The organism is Pseudomonas sp. PDM04 (genome assembly GCF_014851765.1).
GTDB lineage: Bacteria > Pseudomonadota > Gammaproteobacteria > Pseudomonadales > Pseudomonadaceae > Aquipseudomonas.
Genome location: NZ_JACVAI010000008.1, coordinates 21833 through 40938, shown reverse-complemented (window position 1 = coordinate 40938; position 19106 = coordinate 21833). Strand labels below are relative to the sequence as shown.

The following is a 19106-nucleotide window of genomic DNA, read 5'->3' as shown; positions in this document are numbered from 1 at the left end:
AAATTCATGGCCTTAGGCCCACCCGAAAATCCGCAACTTGCATGTAGAAAAAATCAAACTCATGCATTTTGCATGATTTCGAGAATTGCTCATTTTCTTAACTGTCTAATTTATAAGGATTTATTTGCTGTCTCAAACTTGGCACAGCGTTCGCAACATACCCAGTAACCCTGCTGACATGACACCCAGCAGACTTTTCCAGAAAAACAGGAGTTACTCGTATGAAGAAGTTCGCTATCGCTGCTGCCACTGCTACCGCGCTGACCCTCACCATGGCCAACGCCGCTTTCGCCCAAACCCAAGCGACCCAGGCTCCTATGGTTCTCGCAGCCGGTGAAGTGACCCAAGCCAAGGAAGCTACCTCCGATACCTGGATCACCACCAAAGTCAAAGCCGACCTGGTGACCGAGAAAGGCATTCCTGGCACCGACATCAAGGTTGAAACCAACAAAGGCGTGGTTTCCCTGTCGTCCACTACCGCTGTGACCGAGTCGCAGAAAGATGTGGCCGTGGCCATCGCCAAGAAAATCAAAGGCGTCAAGGCGGTCTCCGCTGACGGCCTGAAAGCCGAGTAAGGCAAGACTTCTCGCCTGGACCGGGAGAAGACGCGGTAGACGAGCCAGGTTATACGTCTGCCGCAACTTTAGAGTTCATGCGACGGCCACAGGGATAGTGGCCATTACAGGCCCCGGCATTCGTGTCGGGGCCTGTTCTATTTGCAAGACAGGAAAGACCTGGCGTCAATGTCGGAGCGAGCCTGCTCGCGATGGCGGCTCCCCAGACAACGCGGCAGTGATCGTCGGTCCGCTATCGCGAGCAGGCTCGTTCCCACAATTGACTTGGGGAAGGATTCAGTGACCTCGCTTGCTGGTGATCTGCCGCAGCCGATTGCCCTCGAACCGCAGGTACTGGTACATCCCGCCGTTAGGCCCGTAGGTCCATTCCTCGACCTGGAACTCTTCCCGGCGGTTGGCGCTGCGCTTGTAGCCGAGCAGGTCGCGGCTGACCGGTTCTCCGCACTTCTGCCGTACTTCGCTGGAGCGATCCCCCACGCTGACCAGTTGACTGCCGCAGCGCAGGGTGTCGGCGGCCGAGGCGTGGACCGCCGTCATTGCCAGGGTGAGGCCGAGCAGCAAGCGCCCGATCATCATTCGGCGTCCAGGTGCAGGGGCGTCACGACCCGGCCGTCACTTTCCGCCTCGCCGAGGCTGGCGTCGATGAAGTACACACGGTCGTCGGCCAGTTGTCCCTTGTCGACCAGGTAATCCTTGATGCTGCTGGCACGGTCCTGGCCCAGTTGGCGCAGCAACACGTCGCTGGAACTCCAGAACTTGATCACGTCGGCGCGCATCCGGGCCGTGCGTTCTTCCTTGCCCAGGTCTTTCCATTCAGCCGGTGGCTGGGTTTTCAGGCGGGTGCGGTAGATGCCTTCCAGCAACGGCCCTTTCTCGCCGTCCGGGACTTGCAGCAACGACGCCTGCGCCGGCACCTTGTCGCCGCGACGCTGGAGCATCTTGTAGTAGTTGTACTGATACTCGCGCTCCAGGCGCTGCTCGGCGATCAGCGGGCCATCGCTGCTGGCGGCGGCGGTGCCCTCGATTTCCAGACGCAGGGTCGGACGTTCCTTCAGGGCCTGGGACAGCTTGACCAACGAACCCTCGGCGTCCTTGCCCAGTTCGCTGGAGCCCGGCGCGAACGACACCGTGCCCAGGTCTTCGGAGCCACCGCCACTGACCAGCCCGCCAATCAGCTTGAACGGCGCGGCGGCGGCCTTGACGATCAGGTTGCGCAAGGTCTGCCAGACAATCGGCATGACGCTGAACTGCGGATTGTTCAAGTCGCCGGTCACCGGCAGCTCGATGGAAATCTTGCCGTCGACGTCCTTGAGCAGGGCAATTGCCAGTTTCAACGGCAGGCTGACCGCATCCGGGCTGTCGACTCTTTCACCCAGCTGCAACTGCTCGACCACCACTTTGTTTTCCGCCTTGAGCTGGCCCTTGGTGATCAGGTAGTGCAGGTCCAGATTGAGCCGGCCCTTGCGGATGCGGTAACCGGCGAACTTGCCGGAGTAGGGCGTCAGGGTGGTCAGTTCCACGCGCTTGAAACTGGTGGCGATGTCGAGGGCGGCCATCGGGTCGAACGGGTTGAGCGAGCCCTTGATGGTCACCGGCGCGTAGCGATCGACCTTGCCCTTGACGTCCACGGTCGCCGGTTTTGCCTGACGGCTGTCGATGGTGCCGATCTGGCCATTGAGCTGTTGCACGGCGGTGGCGAAGTTCGGGGTCAGACTGAAGTCGGCGAAGTTGGCCGAGCCGTCATTGATGGCAATGCCGCCGATGTGGATGCCCAGCGGCTTGTCCTTCCCGGCGGCCGGTTTGGCGGCAGCGGTTTTCGCCCCGGAATCGGGCGGCTGCGGGATCAGCAGGTCATCGACGTTGGTGGTGCGGTCATCGTTGATCATGAAGCGCACGTAGGGCTGGAACAGGTTGACCTTGTCGATCGACAGGCTGTCGCCGTGCTGATAGTTCAAGCCTTCCACCACCACCTGCTGCCACTTGAGGAAGTCCCGGGTCTTCAGGGTGTCGAGGGTGTGCAACTGGTCGATCTGTGCGCGTCCGGTGACGCTGAGGGCCAACGGCTCGGTGCTTTTCAGGTTGACCGCCAGATCACTGCCGAGCATGCCGCTGCGCAGTTCGAGGCGAATGAACGGGTTGATGTAAGACTGAGCGACCCGCAGGTCGATGTCTTTGGTCTGCACTTTCAATTGGGCACTGACCGGGGCCAGATTGACCTGACCGTCGGCCGTGATCCGGCCTTGCTTGCCCACGCCGGTATCGAGCTTGAGGGTAAAGGGCGAACCGTTGAGGCTGTCGAAATTCTGCAGGTCGAGGTTCAGCGGGTTCAGGTCCAGAGTGACAGCGGGTTGCGCCTTGCGGTCTGCCAGGTGGACCTGGTAATCGCGCAGTTGCACGTCCTTGAGCAAGACCTGCCACGGTTTGCTCGCGGTCACGGGCGCTTTCGGCGAGTCGGCGGCTGCAGGTGTGCTGGCCGGTTCGGCCTTGGCTTTCGCGGCCTCCTTGGACGGTTGGCTGGCGAACAGTTTTTGCCAGTCGAGTTGGCCGTCGGCCTCCAGTGCTGCCCAGGTTTCCAGTTTCTGGCTGCGGATCTTGCCGACCACCACTTGCTGCCTGGCCAGGTCCACGGTGGTGTCGGTAACGTCCAGGCGCTCGAGTTTCGCCAGCGGTCGACCGTCAGGGGCCTTGATGGCAAACGGCGCGACGCTGACCGCCACGTTGCTGAGCAGCAGTTCGGTCTGCTGGGACAGGTTGAGCTTGTAGTCGGTACTCAGGCTGACGACGCCGTCTTCGAGCACCAGCGGTACGGCATCGCGCACGTAGGGCCAGAAGGCTTTCATCTTGCCGTCGGTGACTTTCAGTTTTCCTTCGGAGGCGATCGGGATGAGGCTGAAGTTGCCGGTCCAGTCGATCTGTCCGCCATTGGGGCCGGCGGCCACCAGTGTCATGTCGGCGCTGTCCTCGGGCAGGGTACTGAGGTTCTTCAGCTCGAAGTCGAGTTTGTCGTAGACGAACTCGATGGGTTCGCTGGGACGCTCATCCAGGAAATGCACGGCGCCGCCGGCCAGGTTGATGCGCTCGATTCTCAGGGGAAACGGCTTGGCGTCGGGATCGGCCGGGGCCGGCTCGCTGGCGGGCAACTTGAACAGGCCGAGCAGGTTGAGCTTGCCGTCCTTGTCGAACAGGATTTCGGTCTTGGGTTTGTCCAGTTCGATGTCGGCCAGATGAAGCGCCTTGGTCCACAGGCTGTCGAGCTGCAGGTTGGCGTACAAGCGTTCGAAGCCGACCTGTTCCTTGCCCGGCTCGCCAATGTTCAGGCCCCACAGGGTGACTTCAAGGCTGAACGGGTTGAGCTCGATGCGCTGGAGCGTGGCGGGAGTGGTCGCGTAGTGGGCCAGTTGTTGATTGGCCACGCGCAAGGCAATGCCAGGCAGAATCAGAAACCCCAGCAGGCTGTAGAGAGCCAGGGCAGTCAACAAGGCGCCGATAGCGCGAATCAATCCTTTGGGCATGTGCAGCTTCATCTGTCTGAATCGGAGTGCCTTGGAGTATGGCACGCGTTTCCGGTTCCGAAGTAATTGAGCTGCCCACGACTTTCAGATTTGTCCGACGAACTCAGAGCTGCAGGATCAGGGTTTTCAATGGCGGCTGCTGGTCCATCGAGGGGAAATCGGCCCCCGGTTTCATCACCGCCCATTCGCGCACCGGCCGCCCGGCTTTCTCGGCACAGCGCAGAACCTGCTCGCGCCAATCGTCCATGCTGACTTTTGCCAGGTTGTTGCAGCAGATCAGCACGCCATCGTCGGCGGTGGTCAGCAACGCGGGCTTGAGCAGGCTCTGGTAATCACGCAGCAGGTCCACGGTGCCGAATGCGCTCTTGGCCCAGGCGGGTGGGTCGAGCAGCACCAAGTCGTACTGGCGTTGTTCCAGGCGTTGATAGCTCGGCAGTTTCTGCCCGCGACGCTGGCTGATGGGCAGCCCGGCCAACTGGCGGATCGCCGGGAAGTAATCGGACTGAATGAATTGCATGGTCGGCAGGTGCGGATTGAGCAGGCCGTTTTCCCGGCCGACCGCCAGGTTGCCCTCGGCGAAGTCCAGGTTGCACACCTCGCGCGCACCGCCGGCGGCCGCGCTCAGGCCAACTCCGCAGGTGTAGGCGAACAGGTTCAGCACGCTCTTGTCGCGGCTATGGTCCTTGACCCAGCCACGGGTGTTGCGCAGGTCGAGGAACAGCAACGGGTCCTGGCCTGCGTGGCGACCGCGAACCCGGTAATTCAGGCCCCACTCGTGACCGACCAGGTCTTGCAGGGCGGCGTCGTCGGCGCGGTAGACCGGGTCTTCACGGTCGATCCGCGAGTGGCCTCGGGAGCGGTCGTTGTAGACCAGCAGGCTGTCGAAACCCAGGTGCTGGTTGATCGCCTGGTGGACGTGCAGCAGCGCCTCGCGCTCCAGCGTCTGGTGGAAGCTCTGTACCAGCAGTTGCGGGCCGTAGCGGTCGATGGTCAGGCCGCCGGCGCCTTCCTGGCTGCCATGGAACAGGCGATAGCAGTCGGTGCCCTGCTGATGCAATTCGGCCAGCAGTTCCTGGCGATGATCGAGGGCGGCGCGCAGCGCCTGGTTCAAGGTAGACATGCTGGGCGCCTTGCACGAGGAATGGGGCGCGGGAGTTTAACAGCTTGGCGCCAGAGCGCGGTGACGCCATCGCGAGCAGGCTCGTTCCCACGTTGGATCTGCTTCCGTCACTGATCCCCTGTGAGAGCGAGCCTGCTCTGGGCGGCATTCCGACGATGCTTTTTCATTGATTCAAACGCTTATCGACCAGCTCCTGCACCACGCTCGGATCGGCCAGGGTCGAGGTGTCACCGAGGCTGTCGAGTTCGTTGCAGGCGATCTTGCGCAGGATTCGCCGCATGATCTTGCCCGAACGGGTTTTCGGCAAGGCCGGTGCCCATTGGATGAGATCCGGCTTGGCGAAGCTGCCGATTTCCTGGCTGACGTGGGCCAGCAGCTCCTTTTTCAGATCGTCGCTGGGTTGGGTGCCGTTCATGGGCGTGACGAAAGCGTAGATGCCCTGGCCTTTGACATCGTGGGGGTAACCGACCACGGCGGCCTCGGCAATGCTGTCATGCAGCACCAGGGCACTTTCCACTTCGGCGGTGCCGATGCGGTGGCCGGATACGTTGATCACGTCATCGATACGCCCGGTGATCCAGTAGTCGCCGTCCTCGTCGCGACGCGCACCGTCGCCGGTGAAGTAGTAGCCGGGGTAGGGCTTGAAGTAGGTGTCGACCATCCGTTGCGGATCGCCGTACACGCTGCGGATCTGCGCCGGCCAGCTGGATTTGATCGCCAGCACGCCGCTGCCGGCGCCTTTGATTTCCTTGCCGACTTCGTCCAGCAGCACCGGTTGCACACCGAACATCGGTTGCGTGGCGCAGCCGGGCTTGATGCGTTGGGCGCTGACCAGCGGGCTGAGCATGATGCCGCCGGTTTCGGTCTGCCACCAGGTGTCGACGATCGGGCAGCGCTGTTCACCGACCGCGTTGAAGTACCACTCCCAGGCTTCCGGGTTGATCGGCTCGCCGACACTGCCGAGCAATCTGAGGCTCGCCCGCGACGTTTCCTTCAAGGGTTCGGCGCCTTCGCGCATCAGCGAGCGCAGGGCGGTCGGGGCGGTGTAAAAAATGTTCACCTTGTGTTTATCGATGACCTGCCAGAAGCGCGAGCTGCTCGGGTAGCTCGGCACGCCTTCGAAGATCAGCGTGGTTGCGCCATTGGCCAGGGGGCCGTAGACGATGTAACTGTGGCCGGTGACCCAGCCGACGTCGGCGGTGCACCAGAAGACTTCTTCGTCACGGTAATCGAGCACGTACTTGAAGGTCATGGCCGCTTGCAGCAGGTAGCCGCCGGTGGTGTGCAGTACGCCCTTGGGTTTGCCGGTGCTGCCGGAGGTGTAGAGGATGAACAGCGGGTCTTCGGCGTCCATCGGCTCGGGCGGGCATTCGTCGCTGACGTCGCGCAGGGCCTGGTGATACCAGAGGTCACGGCCTTCGACCCAGTTCACCTGGCCCTGGGTGCGCTCGACCACGATCACCGTGCTGACGTTCGGGCAGCCCAGCAGCGCCTTGTCGACCTTCTCCTTGAGCGCAACGAATTTGCCGCCACGCACGCCTTCATCGGCGGTGATCACGGTGCGGCAGTCGGCGTCGAGAATGCGGTCGCGGACCGAATCGGGGGAGAAGCCGCCAAACACCACCGAATGCACCGCCCCGATGCGCGTGCAGGCGAGCATGGCGTAGGCGGCTTCGGGGATCATCGGCATGTAGATGCACACGCGGTCGCCTTTCTTCACGCCACGGCTCTTGAGCACGTTGGCGAGGCGGCAGACGTGGTGGTGCAGTTTCTTGTAGGTGATCTGTGCGGATTCGGCGGGGTCGTCGCCTTCCCAGATGAGGGCGACCTGATTGCCGCGTTTTTCCAGGTGGCGGTCGATGCAGTTGTAACTGACATTCAACTGGCCGCCCGCAAACCAGCTGGCTTCACCGGTTTTCAGGTTGTAGCGCTGGACGGTGTCCCAGGGTTTGCTCCAGTCGAGAAAACGCCTGGCTTGCTCGGCCCAGAATTCGCTGGGGTGTTCGATGGATTGGCGGTACAGGCGTTGGTAGTCGTCTTGACTCAACTGTGCAGCCCGGCGGACGGCATCGGCTTTGGGGAACGTGCTGATATCGAACATGACGGTTCCTTATTCTTGTTTTGCGACAAGACTAAAGATGCGCCGAGTGTCCAATGGGTTCAAGTTATACGCAAAACCGATGGGGGAACGGGTTTGCTCTGGGTGGCAGTCCGACGATGGCGGTGTGTCAGTTGAAGAACAGCGACTGGCACACCGCTTTCGCGAGCAGGCTCGCTCCCGCAGGGAGCGGCGTTGCTCTGGATCAGCCGCGGTGACGACCGCGGAAGTAGTTGATCAGCCCTTGGGTGGACGCATCCTCGGCGGCGGTTTCCTCGCTGCCGACCAGACGGTTGTAGACGCCCTTGCCCAGTTCCTTGCCCAGCTCCACGCCCCACTGGTCGAAGGCGTTGATGCCCCAGACCACGCTTTGCACGAAGACCTTGTGTTCGTACATCGCCACCAGCGCGCCCAGGCGGCGTGGGCTGATGCGCTCGACCACCAGGGTGTTGCTCGGACGGTTGCCCGGGATCACCTTGTGCGGCGCGAGTTTCTGTACTTCGGCTTCGGCCATGCCCTTGTCCCGCAGCTCGGCCTCGGCCTCGGCGCGGGTCTTGCCGAGCATCAGCGCCTGGCTTTGCGACAGGCAGTTGGCGTACAGCCATTGGTGGTGGTCGGCCACCGGGTTGAAGCTGACGATCGGCACGATGAAGTCGGCCGGGATCAGTTGGGTGCCCTGGTGCAGCAACTGGTGATACGCGTGCTGACCGTTGCAGCCGACGCCGCCCCAGATCACCGGACCGGTGTCGGTGGACACCGACGTGCCGTCCTGGCGCACGCTCTTGCCGTTGGATTCCATGTCCAGCTGTTGCAAGTGCTTGGTGATGTTACGCAAGTAGTGGTCGTACGGCAGGATCGCGTGGCTCTGCGCGCCCCAGAAGTTGCCGTACCAGACGCCGAGCAGGGCCAGCAGCACCGGCATGTTCTGTTCGAACGGCGCGCTCTGGAAGTGCTGGTCCATGGTGTAGGCACCGGACAGCAGCTCCTTGAAGTTCGACATGCCGATGGCCAGGGCGATAGGCAAGCCAATGGCCGACCACAGCGAGTAACGCCCGCCGACCCAGTCCCACATCGGGAAGATGTTTTCTTCGCGAATCCCGAAGGCCACTGCGGCGGCGTTGTTGCTGGAGACCGCAATGAAGTGACGGTACAGCTCGGCTTCCGAGCCGCCCTGCGCCAGATACCAGGCGCGAGCGGCCTGGGCATTCTTCAGAGTTTCGAGGGTGTTGAAGGATTTCGACGAGACGATGAAAAGCGTGGTTTCGGCGCGCAGTTTCAGGGTCAGTTCATGGAACTCACTGCCGTCGATGTTTGCCAGGTAGTGGCAACGTACGCCTTTTTGCGCGTAGGACAGCAGCGCTTCGGACACCAGTTCAGGACCCAGGAACGAGCCACCGATGCCGATGTTGACCACGTCGGTGATCGGCTTCTCGGTGTAGCCGCGCCACAGACCGTCGTGGATGCGGCCCACGAGGTCGGTGATCTGGTTCAACACCTTGTGGACTTCCGGCATCACGTTGACGCCATTGACCGACAGCTTGTCGCCCACCGGGCGACGCAGCGCGGTGTGCAGGGCCGGGCGGCCTTCGGAGGAGTTGACGATTTCGCCTTCGAACAGCGCCTTGATCGCGCCTTGCAGATCGACTTCGTTGGCCAGGCCCACCAGCAGGTTACGGGTTTCGGCGTTGATCAGGTTCTTCGAGTAGTCGAGAAACAGGCCGCAGCTGCTGAGGGTGAATTGAGTAAAACGCTGCGGGTCGGCATTAAAGGCCTCGCGCATGCTGAAATCCTGCATGGCTTGGCGGTGGTCTTTCAACGCCTGCCAGGCGGGCAGGGTGGTCACGTCGTGAGGAGTGCGGTAGTACGCCATCGCTGCGGGTTTCCTTTTTACTTGAACGGCCTTTTGAACACTAAAAATCCCGGAGCGCTGCGGGTGGGCGTCCGGTCAACTGCGTCGACACGATTTCATGGCACAGGGCGAATACAGTAAACCTCGCGCTGCAATCTGTCTTGACTTTGTCTGACCCGTTCCCGGTACTTTTTTGTACATGGGGCAGGGAACGGTCCGACAAACGGGAAGGCGATGCGATCAGGCAACCTGAACCGGGATGGCGTTGCTGGTGTGGCTCAACTCGTTACCTGGCGCCATGTAGAGCATACGCGGCTTGAAGTTGAGCAGTTCGGCTTCGCTGTAGTGGGCGTAGGCGCAGATGATCACGCGGTCGCCCACCTTGGCCTTGTGCGCTGCAGCGCCGTTGACCGAAATCATCCGCGAACCTTCTTCACCGCGAATCGCGTAAGTGGTGAAGCGCTCGCCATTGTCGACGTTGTAGATCTGGATCTGTTCGTACTCACGGATGCCGGACAGGTCCAGCCATTCGCCGTCGATGGCGCAGGAACCTTCGTAATCGAGAACAGCGTGGGTGACTTCGGCGCGATGCAGCTTGGCCTTGAGCATGATGGCGTGCATGAGTGTTTTTCCAGGTCGGAATCGAACGGCGGGCAGTGTGCCCGAAGGCAATGTGGGCAGCAATACGCGCGGGAAGCCCACAAATTTTCCCTGTGGGAGCGAGCCTGCTCGCGATAAGTCCCTCACATTCAACATCGATGTTGACTGACAGACCGCTATCGCGAGCAGGTTCGCTCCCACTGCAGGTTTTGGTGTCAAGCGATCGCGTCGAGATCCAGGTGCAGGTTGTCGATCAACCGTGTGCTGCCGAGGAACGCCGCCACCAGGATCACCAGGTCGCGGTCCTGCGCTGTGGCGGGACGCAAGGTCAGCGCATGGCGCACTTCCAGGTAATCGGTACGCAGGCCGGCGTTTTCGAGTGCCTGGCGTTGGGCCGCGATCAGGGCTGGATAATCGCGTTCGCCCTGTTTGATGGCTTCGGCCATCGCAGACAGGGTGCGGTAGACGACCGGGGCTGTTGCTCGCTGCTGCTCGTCGAGAAAGCCATTGCGCGACGACAGCGCCAGGCCATCGTCGGCTCGCACGGTCGGCTCGCCGATGATCTGGATCGGCATGTTCAGGTCGTGCACCAGGGCGCGGATGACCGCCAGTTGCTGGAAATCCTTCTGACCGAAGATCGCCAGGTCTGGCTGGACCATGTTGAACAGCTTGCTGACCACTGTCGCCACGCCTTCGAAATGTCCCGGACGGCTCGCACCACACAGGCCTTCGGACAGTTGGGGAACGCTGACGCGAGTCTGGCCGGCCATGCCGTCGGGGTACATCTCTTCAACGGTCGGAGCGAACAGCAGGTGGCAGCCGGCTTCGAGCAGCTTTTCCTGATCGGCCGCCAGGGTGCGCGGGTACTTGTCGAGGTCTTCGCCCGCGCCGAATTGCAGCGGGTTGACGAAGATGCTCGCGACCACGAAATCAGCCCGTTGCGAGGCCTTGGCAATCAGGGCGATGTGACCGCTGTGCAGGTTGCCCATGGTGGGCACGAAGGCAATGCGCTTGCCTTCGCCCCGGGCGCGAGCCACGGCGGCCCGCAGTTCGCGTACGGTTTTTACGGTGTTCATGCAGAGAATCCGTGTTCGATACCAGGGAAAGTCACCGCCTTGACCTCGGTGACATAAGCACTCAGGGCCGCCTGAATACTGGTTTGGCCGTGCATGAAGTTTTTCACGAACTTGGGCACACGGCCTGTGATCGACAGGCCGAGCATGTCGTGCAGCACCAGCACCTGGCCGTCGGTGCCGTTGCCCGCACCGATGCCGATTACCGGGATGCCCACTGCCTGAGTGATTTCCTGGGCCAGTTCGCTCGGTACACACTCCAGCAACAGCATGGCCGCACCGGCCTGTTCCAGGGCGATGGCATCGGCGCGCATCTGCCGTGCCTGGTTCTCGCTACGGCCCTGGACCTTGTAGCCGCCCAGGATGTTCACCGCCTGTGGTGTCAGCCCAAGGTGCGCGCAGACAGGGATGCCGCGCTCGGCCAGCAGACGGATCGAGTCCGCCAGCCACAGGGCACCTTCGACCTTGACCATGTGCGCACCGGCTTGCATCAACGCAGCACTGTTGGTCATGGTTTGTTCGAGGGTGGCATAGGCCATGAAAGGCAGGTCGGCGAGGATCAACGCGTCGGTGTTACCGCGTTTGACGGCCGCGACATGGTAAGCCATGTCGGCAGTGGTCACCGGCAGCGTGCTGTCGTGACCTTGCAGAACCATGCCGAGGGAGTCGCCCACCAGCAGCACTTCGACACCCGCTTCGTTGCAAGCGTGGGCGAAGGTTGCGTCATAGCAGGTCAGCATGGTGATTTTTTCACCTTTTTGCTTGAGACCTTGCAGCGTGGTCAGGGTGATGGCTGGCATGAAAAGTTCCTCATTCAGGCGCTATGGAAACTACTGCGAGTAACGCGCGTGATTCTTCGTTAAATACAGGCGCACGTTCTGTTGTCGTGCTTTTAAGGCCTGGATTGCGCCCTTTAACGCCGTGTTGGCGGCAGCGGGACGCCTATAGTCGTGATGAGAACTCGGGAAGTCAATTACGTGTGTTACCGCATTGTTACGACAGGGGTGTTACCGATGGCGACTGATGCGATTCAGCAACCACGGTTTCTGGAGCGGCGCCAAAATCCCCGTGAAGGCTCGCTCTCACAGGGGATTTTGGTTAATTCGAGGGCTGCCGTTCCAGGCCGACGAACGGGCAGGCGGCAAGCAGCGCGTCCAGGCGGCGGCCATCGGCCAGGCGCAAATCCGCGGGCGCCAGTTCGGCGAGCGGATAGAGGACGAAGGCGCGCTCCTGCATATGGTAATGGGGCACCTTGAGGCGCGGCTCGTCGATCAGTCGGTCACCAAACAGCAGGATGTCGAGATCCAGCGTGCGTGGTCCCCAGCGTTCCAGGCGCTCGCGGCCCTGGCCATTTTCGATGGCTTGCAGCGCATCCAGCAGCGCCAGTGGTGCCAGTGCGCTGTCGAGGGCGGCCACCGCATTGGTGTAACGCGGTTGGCCGGGCAGCAGCGAATCGCTCTGGTAAAACGCGGACACCCCGACCAGCGCGGTCTGTGGCAATTGCGCCAGCGAATCGAGCGCGCTGCGCAATTGTTCGGCAGGGTCAGCCAGGTTGCTGCCCATGCCGATGTAAATGCGTTCCATGCGGTTACTCGCCGGTGGCGCTCGGGGCGCCGGCCGTGCGCTTGCGCTTGGCACCGCTGCTGCGGCGGCGTTTGCGTGGCGCGCCAGTGGCTCCGTCGTCCTTGCCGCTGAGGTCGCGGATCATGTCCCGACGTTCGCTGTCGTTGGCGTCCTGATAATCGGTCCACCATTCGCCCAGGCCGTCGGTTTGCTCCCCGGCGCTTTCGCGCAGCAGGAGGAAGTCGTAACCGGCGCGGAAGCGCGGGTTGTCCAGCAACAGGTCGGCGCGTTTACCGCTGCGGCGTGGCAGGCGTTCCTGCATGTCCCAGATTTCCCGGATCGGCAGGGTGAAGCGTTTCGGAATCGCGATCCGCTGGCACTGTTCGGCGATCAGTTCGTGCGCCGCTTCCTGCATGGCCGGAATTGGCGGCATGCCACGTTCCTGCAGGCGCAGTACGCGAGCCGGCAGGGCAGGCCAGAGCAATGCGGCAAACAGGAACGCCGGGGTCACCGGCTTGTTCTGCTTGATGCGCAGGTCGGTGTTGATCAGTGCTTCGCTGATCAGGGTGTGGGTGTACGTCGGATTGTACTCCAGGGCCTCGGCGCTGGCCGGGAACAGCGGATCGAACAGTTGCAGGTCGACCAGCATTTCAAATGTGTCCGCGGCGTGGCCGGAGAGGAACAACTTGAGCACTTCTTCGAACAGACGGGCCGACGGAATCTCGCGCAGCATCGGCGCCAGATCACGGATCGGCAGGGCGCTGTGTTTTTCGATACCGAAATTCAGCTTGGCGGCAAACCGCACGGCCCGCAGCATCCGTACCGGGTCTTCCTGGTAGCGCTGCTTCGGATCGCCGATCAGGCGGATCAGGTGGTTGCGGATATCGTGTACGCCGTTGGCGTAATCGAGGATGCGCTCGCTGACCGGATCGTAGTACAGGGCGTTGATGGTGAAGTCGCGGCGTTGCGCGTCCTCTTCCAGGGTGCCGTAGACGTTATCGCGCAGAATGCGCCCGCTTTCGTTGCGGGAAGACTGGTTGCTGTCTTCTTCCTCTTCGTTTTGCGGATGATTGGCGCGGAAGGTCGCGACTTCGATGATTTCGCGGCCGAAATGGATGTGCACCAGCTTGAAGCGACGGCCAATGATCCGCGCATTGCGGAATTCGGCGCGAACCTGTTCAGGCGTGGCGCTGGTGGCGACGTCGAAATCCTTGGGCGTGATGCCGAGCATCATGTCGCGCACGCAGCCGCCGACCAGGTAAGCCTGATAACCGGCGCTCTGCAGGCGTTCGACAATATTCACCGCATAACGGCTGAACTGCGCCTTTTGCAGCGAATGTTGACCGCTGTTAAGCACTTCAGGCGTGCTGCGGATGTGTTGCGTAATACGCTTGGGAGAACGGAGTGACTGGAACAGCTTCTTCAGCATGGGATGCACTGTTTGAAGGAATGTTCGGCCAAAACGAAGAATGACCGCATGATGGGCGGGGATTCTAGCATTTAGTCAGAGGATGGTGTAGGACGCTGTAGGGAAGGTCCCGGGGGGCGGAAACTACAAGGGGAGCCGAAGCTCCCCAAGAAGTAGTTGCATGCTCTATTTTTGTTATTGGTTTCGGGCTTTTTGTTTTTGTTGAGTGCCCTCGCCATGAAGGTTTCCTTCATGACCCTCCCAATCGGGAGCCAAGAGCAAACGGATTGCTTTGGTCGCTGTGTTGCAGTGATCTCTCGATCCAACCAGTTCAGGCTCTGTCTTAGGACAGTTTTTGTTGTTCTCGGCCTGGTCGTGGGGCACGCCCCAAATACAACGCCTCTCCAAAAGAATCAGTTAGCTGCGCCTCTCGCCGTCTTGTTTTTATTGTGCGTGAGTCGATTCGTCTTATTTTTATTGTCTTATGCATTGCTTGTTATTGTTCTTGTACCAAACATATAGCAGGGGGCGTGCCAACTTTTGTGAGGCCCAGTAAAACAAGGGGTTAGGCCCGCTGACCCGGTTTTTCAAGGCCCAAAAAAACCGGGGCTTCGTTACCGTAAGCCCCGGCTTCTGTTACGTGAAAAATCGGCGGTAACAGTTTTTTCACAGATTCATGTGTTACTCGCGCACCCCGCAGGTGACGTTCAGCTCTCGCTGGCCACGCCGGTCTTGCGCCGCGGGATACCCAGGCGCTGGCGACGTTCCCACAGGCATTTACGGCTGACACCCAGTTTGCGCGCCAGCTCGGTTTCGGTCATGTGGTCCTGATGTTCGAGGACGAAGTGCTGGAAGTAATCCTCCAGTGACAGGTCCTCGGTCGGTTCATGGCTGTTGTTGGCGGCACCGTTACCCTGTTGCGGTGCCAGGCCGATGAATTCATCGTCGTCGAGGTCGCTCAGTTCGATGTCGATCCCCAGCAGCTCGGCGGAAATCTCCGGGCTCTCGCTCAGGATGACCGCGCGCTCGACAGCGTTTTCCAGTTCGCGGACGTTGCCGGGCCAGGAATAATGACGAATTGCCTGCTCGGCATCCGGGGCAAACTTCAGGTCGGTGCGGTTGATCCGTGCGCTCTGCCGCGCCAGGAACGCATTGGCGATTTCGTTGACATCGGCGCCACGCTCACGCAATGCCGGCAGTTTCAGGGCAATCACGTGCAGTCGGTAGTACAGGTCCTCACGGAACTGGCCGATTTTCGCCAGGCTTTTGAGGTCGCGGTGAGTCGCGGCGATCAGGCGCACGTCGACTTTCTGCGACTGTACCGAACCGACCCGGCGAATTTCGCCTTCCTGCAACACGCGCAGCAGCCGAGCCTGGGCTTCCAGCGGCAGTTCGCCGATTTCATCGAGGAACAGGGTGCCGCCGTCGGCCGCTTCCACCAGGCCGGCACGCCCGGCGCTCGCGCCGGTAAAGGCGCCTTTCTCGTGGCCGAACAGTTCGGACTCGATCAGGCTTTCCGGAATCGCTGCGCAGTTCACCGAAATCATCGGCGCCTTGGCCCGTTTGGACAGGTTGTGCAGGGCGCGGGCCACCAGTTCCTTGCCGGTGCCGGACTCGCCCTGGATCAGGACATTGGAGTCGGTCGGTGCCACTTTGCGGATTTTGCCGTAAAGATCCTGCATGGGCGGGCAGGAGCCAATGATGCCGATTTCGCCATTGCTGCTGTCGACGCCGGGCTTCGCCGCACCGTTGACGGCTTTGCCGACAGGCGATTCGCTGTTGGCCGGGGCCGATTGCCGGTCACGCAGGATCCGGGCGACGGCCTGGAGCATCTCGTCGTGATCGAAAGGCTTGGCGATGTAGTCCACTGCGCCCATCTTCATGGAGTCGACTGCCGAGCGCAGGCTGGCGTAGCTGGTCATGATCAGCACCGGAGTGCCCTGGCCAAGTTTGATCAGTTCGGTGCCCGGTGCGCCTGGCAGGCGCAGGTCACTGACGATCAGGTCGAACGTTGGAATGGTGAAGCGTTCTTGTGCTTCCTGCACTGAACCGGCTTCGCTGACCTGGTACTGGTTGCGCTCCAGCAGGCGGCGCAAGGCGGAGCGGATGATTGTTTCGTCTTCGACGATCAAAATGTGCGGCATTGATTCGATACTCTCGACGGTCTCAGTTCACAGCGGACGTCGCTTCGACATGACGCGGCAAAGTCACCCTGATACGGGTGCCGCGTTGGCTTTGTACATCAGCCGGGCTGTCGATGGTGATTTGTCCATAATGCTCTTCAACGATGGAATAGACCAGTGCAAGGCCCAGACCGGTGCCTTCGCCAGGGTCCTTGGTGGTAAAGAAAGGTTCGAACAACCGGTCCATGATGTTCTTCGGTATGCCACTGCCTTCGTCCTCCACGATCAGGTCGACCGTGTGTTCGCCGGCTTCGCTCTTGACCCTGACCGCACTGCCGGGAGGCGAGGCGTCACGGGCGTTTGAGAGCAGGTTGATCAATACCTGGGCGAGGCGCTGCGGATCACCCTCGACCCAGTGGTCGGGGTCGCACAGGTTATAGAACTGCACTTCGAAATTGCGGCGGTTCAACGCCAGCAGGCCGATGGCATCCTGGGCCACTTCGGCCAGACAGACGGCTTCGTCATTGTGCTGATGCGTGCCGGCATGGGCAAAGCTCATCAGTGACTGCACGATGCGCGACACGCGTTTGGTCTGTTCGAGGATCTGGCCGCTGATTTCCTTCAGTTCGCCGTCTTCTTCCCGCTCTTCGCGCAGGTTTTGCGCCAGGCAGGCGATGCCGGTGATCGGATTGCCGATCTCATGGGCCACGCCCGCCGCGAGGCGGCCGATGCTGGCCAGGCGCTCGGAGTGCACCAGCTTATCTTCGAGCATCTGGGTTTCGGTCAGGTCTTCGACCAGCAGGACCAGGCCGCTGTTACCCGGGGCGAGCGGTTCGTCGATGGCCGCCTTGTGCAGGTTCAGCCAGCGGGTCTGGCCATCGAGGGCCAGGTGCTGTTTGTGCAAGTGCTCGTCCGGCACATTGATGAACCCTTGCAACAGGCCTTTCCACGGCTCGGCAATGGTGCTCAGGCGCGAACCGACCACGCGCTGCGCGGCGATCCCGGTGAGTTCCTCCATGGCCTTGTTCCACATGAGGATCTCCTGATCCTTGGCCAGGGAACAGACGCCCATCGGCAGTTCCTGCAGGGTCTGGCGGTGATAGCGACGCAGGGCGTCGAGCTCGGCGGCCAGGCCGGTCAGTCGCGAGTGGTAATCCTCGAGACGGCTTTCGATGAAGTGAATGTCCTCGGTGACATAGTTTTCGCCGCCTGCCTTGTACGGCAGGAAGGTTTCGACCATGTCCTGTGCCACGCTCGGGCCCATCAGGCCGGAGAGGTTGGCCTCGATCCGGTCACGCAAGCGACGCAGGGCGTATGGCCGGCGTTCGTCGAACGGCAGGTAGAGATCGCGCAGGGCCTGCTCGACTTCCTTCTGTGCGGCCTTGGCGCCCAAGGGTTTGGCCAGTTGCGTGGCGAACTCCTGTGGCGAGGCGGCATGCAGTTCGCGGCGTTGCGGGCGACGCACGTTGTCCACGGCGCAGGCTTCGGCCGCGCTGGCTTCTTCGGTGCTGGCATTGGTGAACAGCGAAATCAGCGTGAACATCAGCACGTTGGCAGCCAGCGAGGCAATCGCCGCCATGTGCCAACTGGTGTCGTCCAGCACGTAGATCATGTTCAGCAGTGGAATGTAGAAACCCTGCAGGTTGCCGACCAGCGGCAACAGCATGGTCACCAGCCACACCAGGATCCCCGCCAGCAGGCCGGCGATGAAACCTCGACGGTTGGCGGTCGGCCAGTACAGGACCGACAGCACCCCGGGCAGGAATTGCAGCGTCGCGACGAAGGCGACGATGCCAAGGTTGGCCAGGTCCTGCTCCGCCCCCAGCAACAGGTAGAAACCGTAGCCGGCCATGATGATCGCGACGATCAAGGCGCGCCGGGTCCATTTCAGCCAGCGATAGATATTGCCTTCGGCGGGCGGCTGGTAAAGCGGCAGCACCAGGTGGTTCAGCGCCATCCCGGACAGGGCCAGCGTGGTGACGATGATCAGGCCGCTGGCGGCCGATAACCCGCCGACATAGGCCAGCAGCGCCAGCGCTTTGTTGTTGGCGGCGATGCCGATGCCCAGGGTGAAGAATTCCGGGTTGGTGGTGGCCCCCAGTTTCAGGCCGGCCCAGAGGATCAGTGGCACTGCCAGGCTCATCAGCAGCAGGAACAACGGCAGGCCCCAGCTCGCGCTGACCAGTGAGCGCGGGTTGAGGTTTTCAGTGAAGGTCATGTGGTACATGTGCGGCATGACGATCGCCGAGGCGAAAAACACCAGCAACAGCGTGCGCCACGGGCCTTCCTGCAACGGCGTGTGCAGGGCGGCGAGGGCGGTCTGGTTTTGCAACAGCCATAATTCAAGCTGTTGCGGGCCGTCGAAGACGCCGTAGAGGGCGTACAGACCGACGCCGCCGATGGCGATCAGCTTGATCACCGACTCGAAGGCGATCGCGAACACCAGGCCTTCATGTTTCTCGCGGGTGGCGATATGGCGCGAGCCGAAGAAAATCGTGAACAGGGTAATCAGTGCACAGAAGCTCAGTGCCACGCGATGCTGCACCGGCTCGCGGGTGAGAATACTGATGGAGTCGGCCACCGCCTGGATCTGCAGCGCCAGCAGCGGCAGCACGCCGATCAGCATGAACACCGTGGTCAGTGCGCCCGCCCAGGTGCTGCGAAAGCGGAACGCGAACAGGTCGGCCAGTGACGACAACTGATAGGTGCGGGTGATCTTCAGGATCGGGTACAGCAGCACCGGCGCCAGCAGGAACGCACCGGAAACTCCCAGGTAGCTGGACAGGAAGCCATAGCCGTACTGATAGGCCAGGCCGACCGTGCCATAAAACGCCCAGGCGCTGGCATAGACCCCCAGCGACAAGGTGTAGGTTAGCGGGTGGCGAATGATCGCCCGGGGGATCATGCCCCGTTCGCTGACCCAGGCTACGCCGAACAGCACGGCCAGGTAGGCGGCGCTGATCAGGATCATCTGGGTCAGGCTAAAGCTCATCGGCATCTTTTTGGCTCTGCAGGATGAAGGTCACGACGATCAGGATCAGCCAGAGCAGATAAGGGCGATACCAGGCGCCCGTGGCGTCGATCCACCAATCCATGATGGCGGGGGAGAACAGATAGATCCCCACGACCAGAAGCAGGACCAAGCGATAGATGTACATCCCGGCCTCTCTTTTTTATGCGCGTGC

The 19106-nt window shown here is 61.5% G+C and carries 14 protein-coding genes; 1 reads left to right on the top strand and 13 read right to left on the bottom strand.

Annotation, left to right across the window (positions count from 1 at the left end; all coding sequences use genetic code 11):
- The first annotated feature begins 221 nt into the window (after positions 1-221).
- A complete protein-coding gene (locus tag IB249_RS26750) occupies positions 222-575 on the top strand; it encodes a BON domain-containing protein (RefSeq protein WP_192308957.1) in 354 nt (117 codons plus the stop codon).
- A gap of 276 nt (positions 576-851) precedes the next feature.
- Here IB249_RS26750 and IB249_RS26745 read toward each other — a convergent pair whose 3' ends face one another.
- From IB249_RS26745 to IB249_RS26685, 13 genes are all read right to left on the bottom strand, one after another.
- Positions 852-1148 carry a DUF2845 domain-containing protein gene (locus tag IB249_RS26745; RefSeq protein WP_192309377.1) on the bottom strand — a complete coding sequence of 99 codons (297 nt, stop codon included), beginning with the start codon at positions 1146-1148 and terminating at the stop codon, positions 852-854.
- Complete coding sequence (locus IB249_RS26740; RefSeq protein WP_192308955.1) at positions 1148-4099, bottom strand: DUF748 domain-containing protein; 2952 nt, start codon at positions 4097-4099, stop codon at positions 1148-1150. The genes IB249_RS26745 and IB249_RS26740 overlap by 1 nt, the downstream gene beginning before the upstream one ends.
- 91 nt (positions 4100-4190) lie before the next feature.
- A complete protein-coding gene (locus IB249_RS26735) occupies positions 4191-5207 on the bottom strand; it encodes a class I SAM-dependent rRNA methyltransferase (protein WP_192308953.1) in 1017 nt (338 codons plus the stop codon).
- Positions 5208-5370: 163 nt separating this feature from the next.
- A complete protein-coding gene (gene acs / locus IB249_RS26730; RefSeq protein ID WP_192308951.1) occupies positions 5371-7308 on the bottom strand; it encodes an acetate--CoA ligase in 1938 nt (645 codons plus the stop codon).
- Between the two features lie 202 nt (positions 7309-7510).
- The gene (pgi, locus tag IB249_RS26725; RefSeq protein ID WP_192308949.1) at positions 7511-9175 is read right to left on the bottom strand and encodes a glucose-6-phosphate isomerase; all 1665 of its coding nucleotides are present in this window, start codon (positions 9173-9175) and stop codon (positions 7511-7513) included.
- A gap of 219 nt (positions 9176-9394) precedes the next feature.
- The gene (panD, locus tag IB249_RS26720) at positions 9395-9775 is read right to left on the bottom strand and encodes an aspartate 1-decarboxylase (protein WP_003228271.1); all 381 of its coding nucleotides are present in this window, start codon (positions 9773-9775) and stop codon (positions 9395-9397) included.
- A gap of 194 nt (positions 9776-9969) precedes the next feature.
- The gene (panC, locus tag IB249_RS26715; RefSeq protein ID WP_192308946.1) at positions 9970-10830 is read right to left on the bottom strand and encodes a pantoate--beta-alanine ligase; all 861 of its coding nucleotides are present in this window, start codon (positions 10828-10830) and stop codon (positions 9970-9972) included.
- On the bottom strand, positions 10827-11627 hold the full coding sequence (gene panB, locus IB249_RS26710; RefSeq protein ID WP_192308944.1) for a 3-methyl-2-oxobutanoate hydroxymethyltransferase: 801 nt from the start codon (positions 11625-11627) through the stop codon (positions 10827-10829). Before panB ends, panC begins: the two co-directional genes overlap by 4 nt.
- A 298-nt stretch (positions 11628-11925) precedes the next feature.
- A complete protein-coding gene (folK, locus tag IB249_RS26705; RefSeq protein ID WP_192308942.1) occupies positions 11926-12411 on the bottom strand; it encodes a 2-amino-4-hydroxy-6-hydroxymethyldihydropteridine diphosphokinase in 486 nt (161 codons plus the stop codon).
- A gap of 4 nt (positions 12412-12415) precedes the next feature.
- Entirely contained in the window at positions 12416-13819 is a 1404-nt protein-coding gene (locus tag IB249_RS26700) for a polynucleotide adenylyltransferase PcnB (protein ID WP_192308940.1), read from the bottom strand.
- Positions 13820-14505: 686 nt separating this feature from the next.
- Positions 14506-15942, bottom strand: a complete 1437-nt coding sequence (locus tag IB249_RS26695) for a sigma-54-dependent transcriptional regulator (protein ID WP_192308938.1) — start codon at positions 15940-15942, stop codon at positions 14506-14508.
- A gap of 22 nt (positions 15943-15964) precedes the next feature.
- Positions 15965-18919 carry a sensor histidine kinase gene (locus IB249_RS26690; protein WP_192308936.1) on the bottom strand — a complete coding sequence of 985 codons (2955 nt, stop codon included), beginning with the start codon at positions 18917-18919 and terminating at the stop codon, positions 15965-15967.
- Complete coding sequence (locus tag IB249_RS26685; RefSeq protein WP_003176118.1) at positions 18903-19079, bottom strand: hypothetical protein; 177 nt, start codon at positions 19077-19079, stop codon at positions 18903-18905. The genes IB249_RS26690 and IB249_RS26685 overlap by 17 nt, the downstream gene beginning before the upstream one ends.
- Positions 19080-19106: the final 27 nt, after the last annotated feature.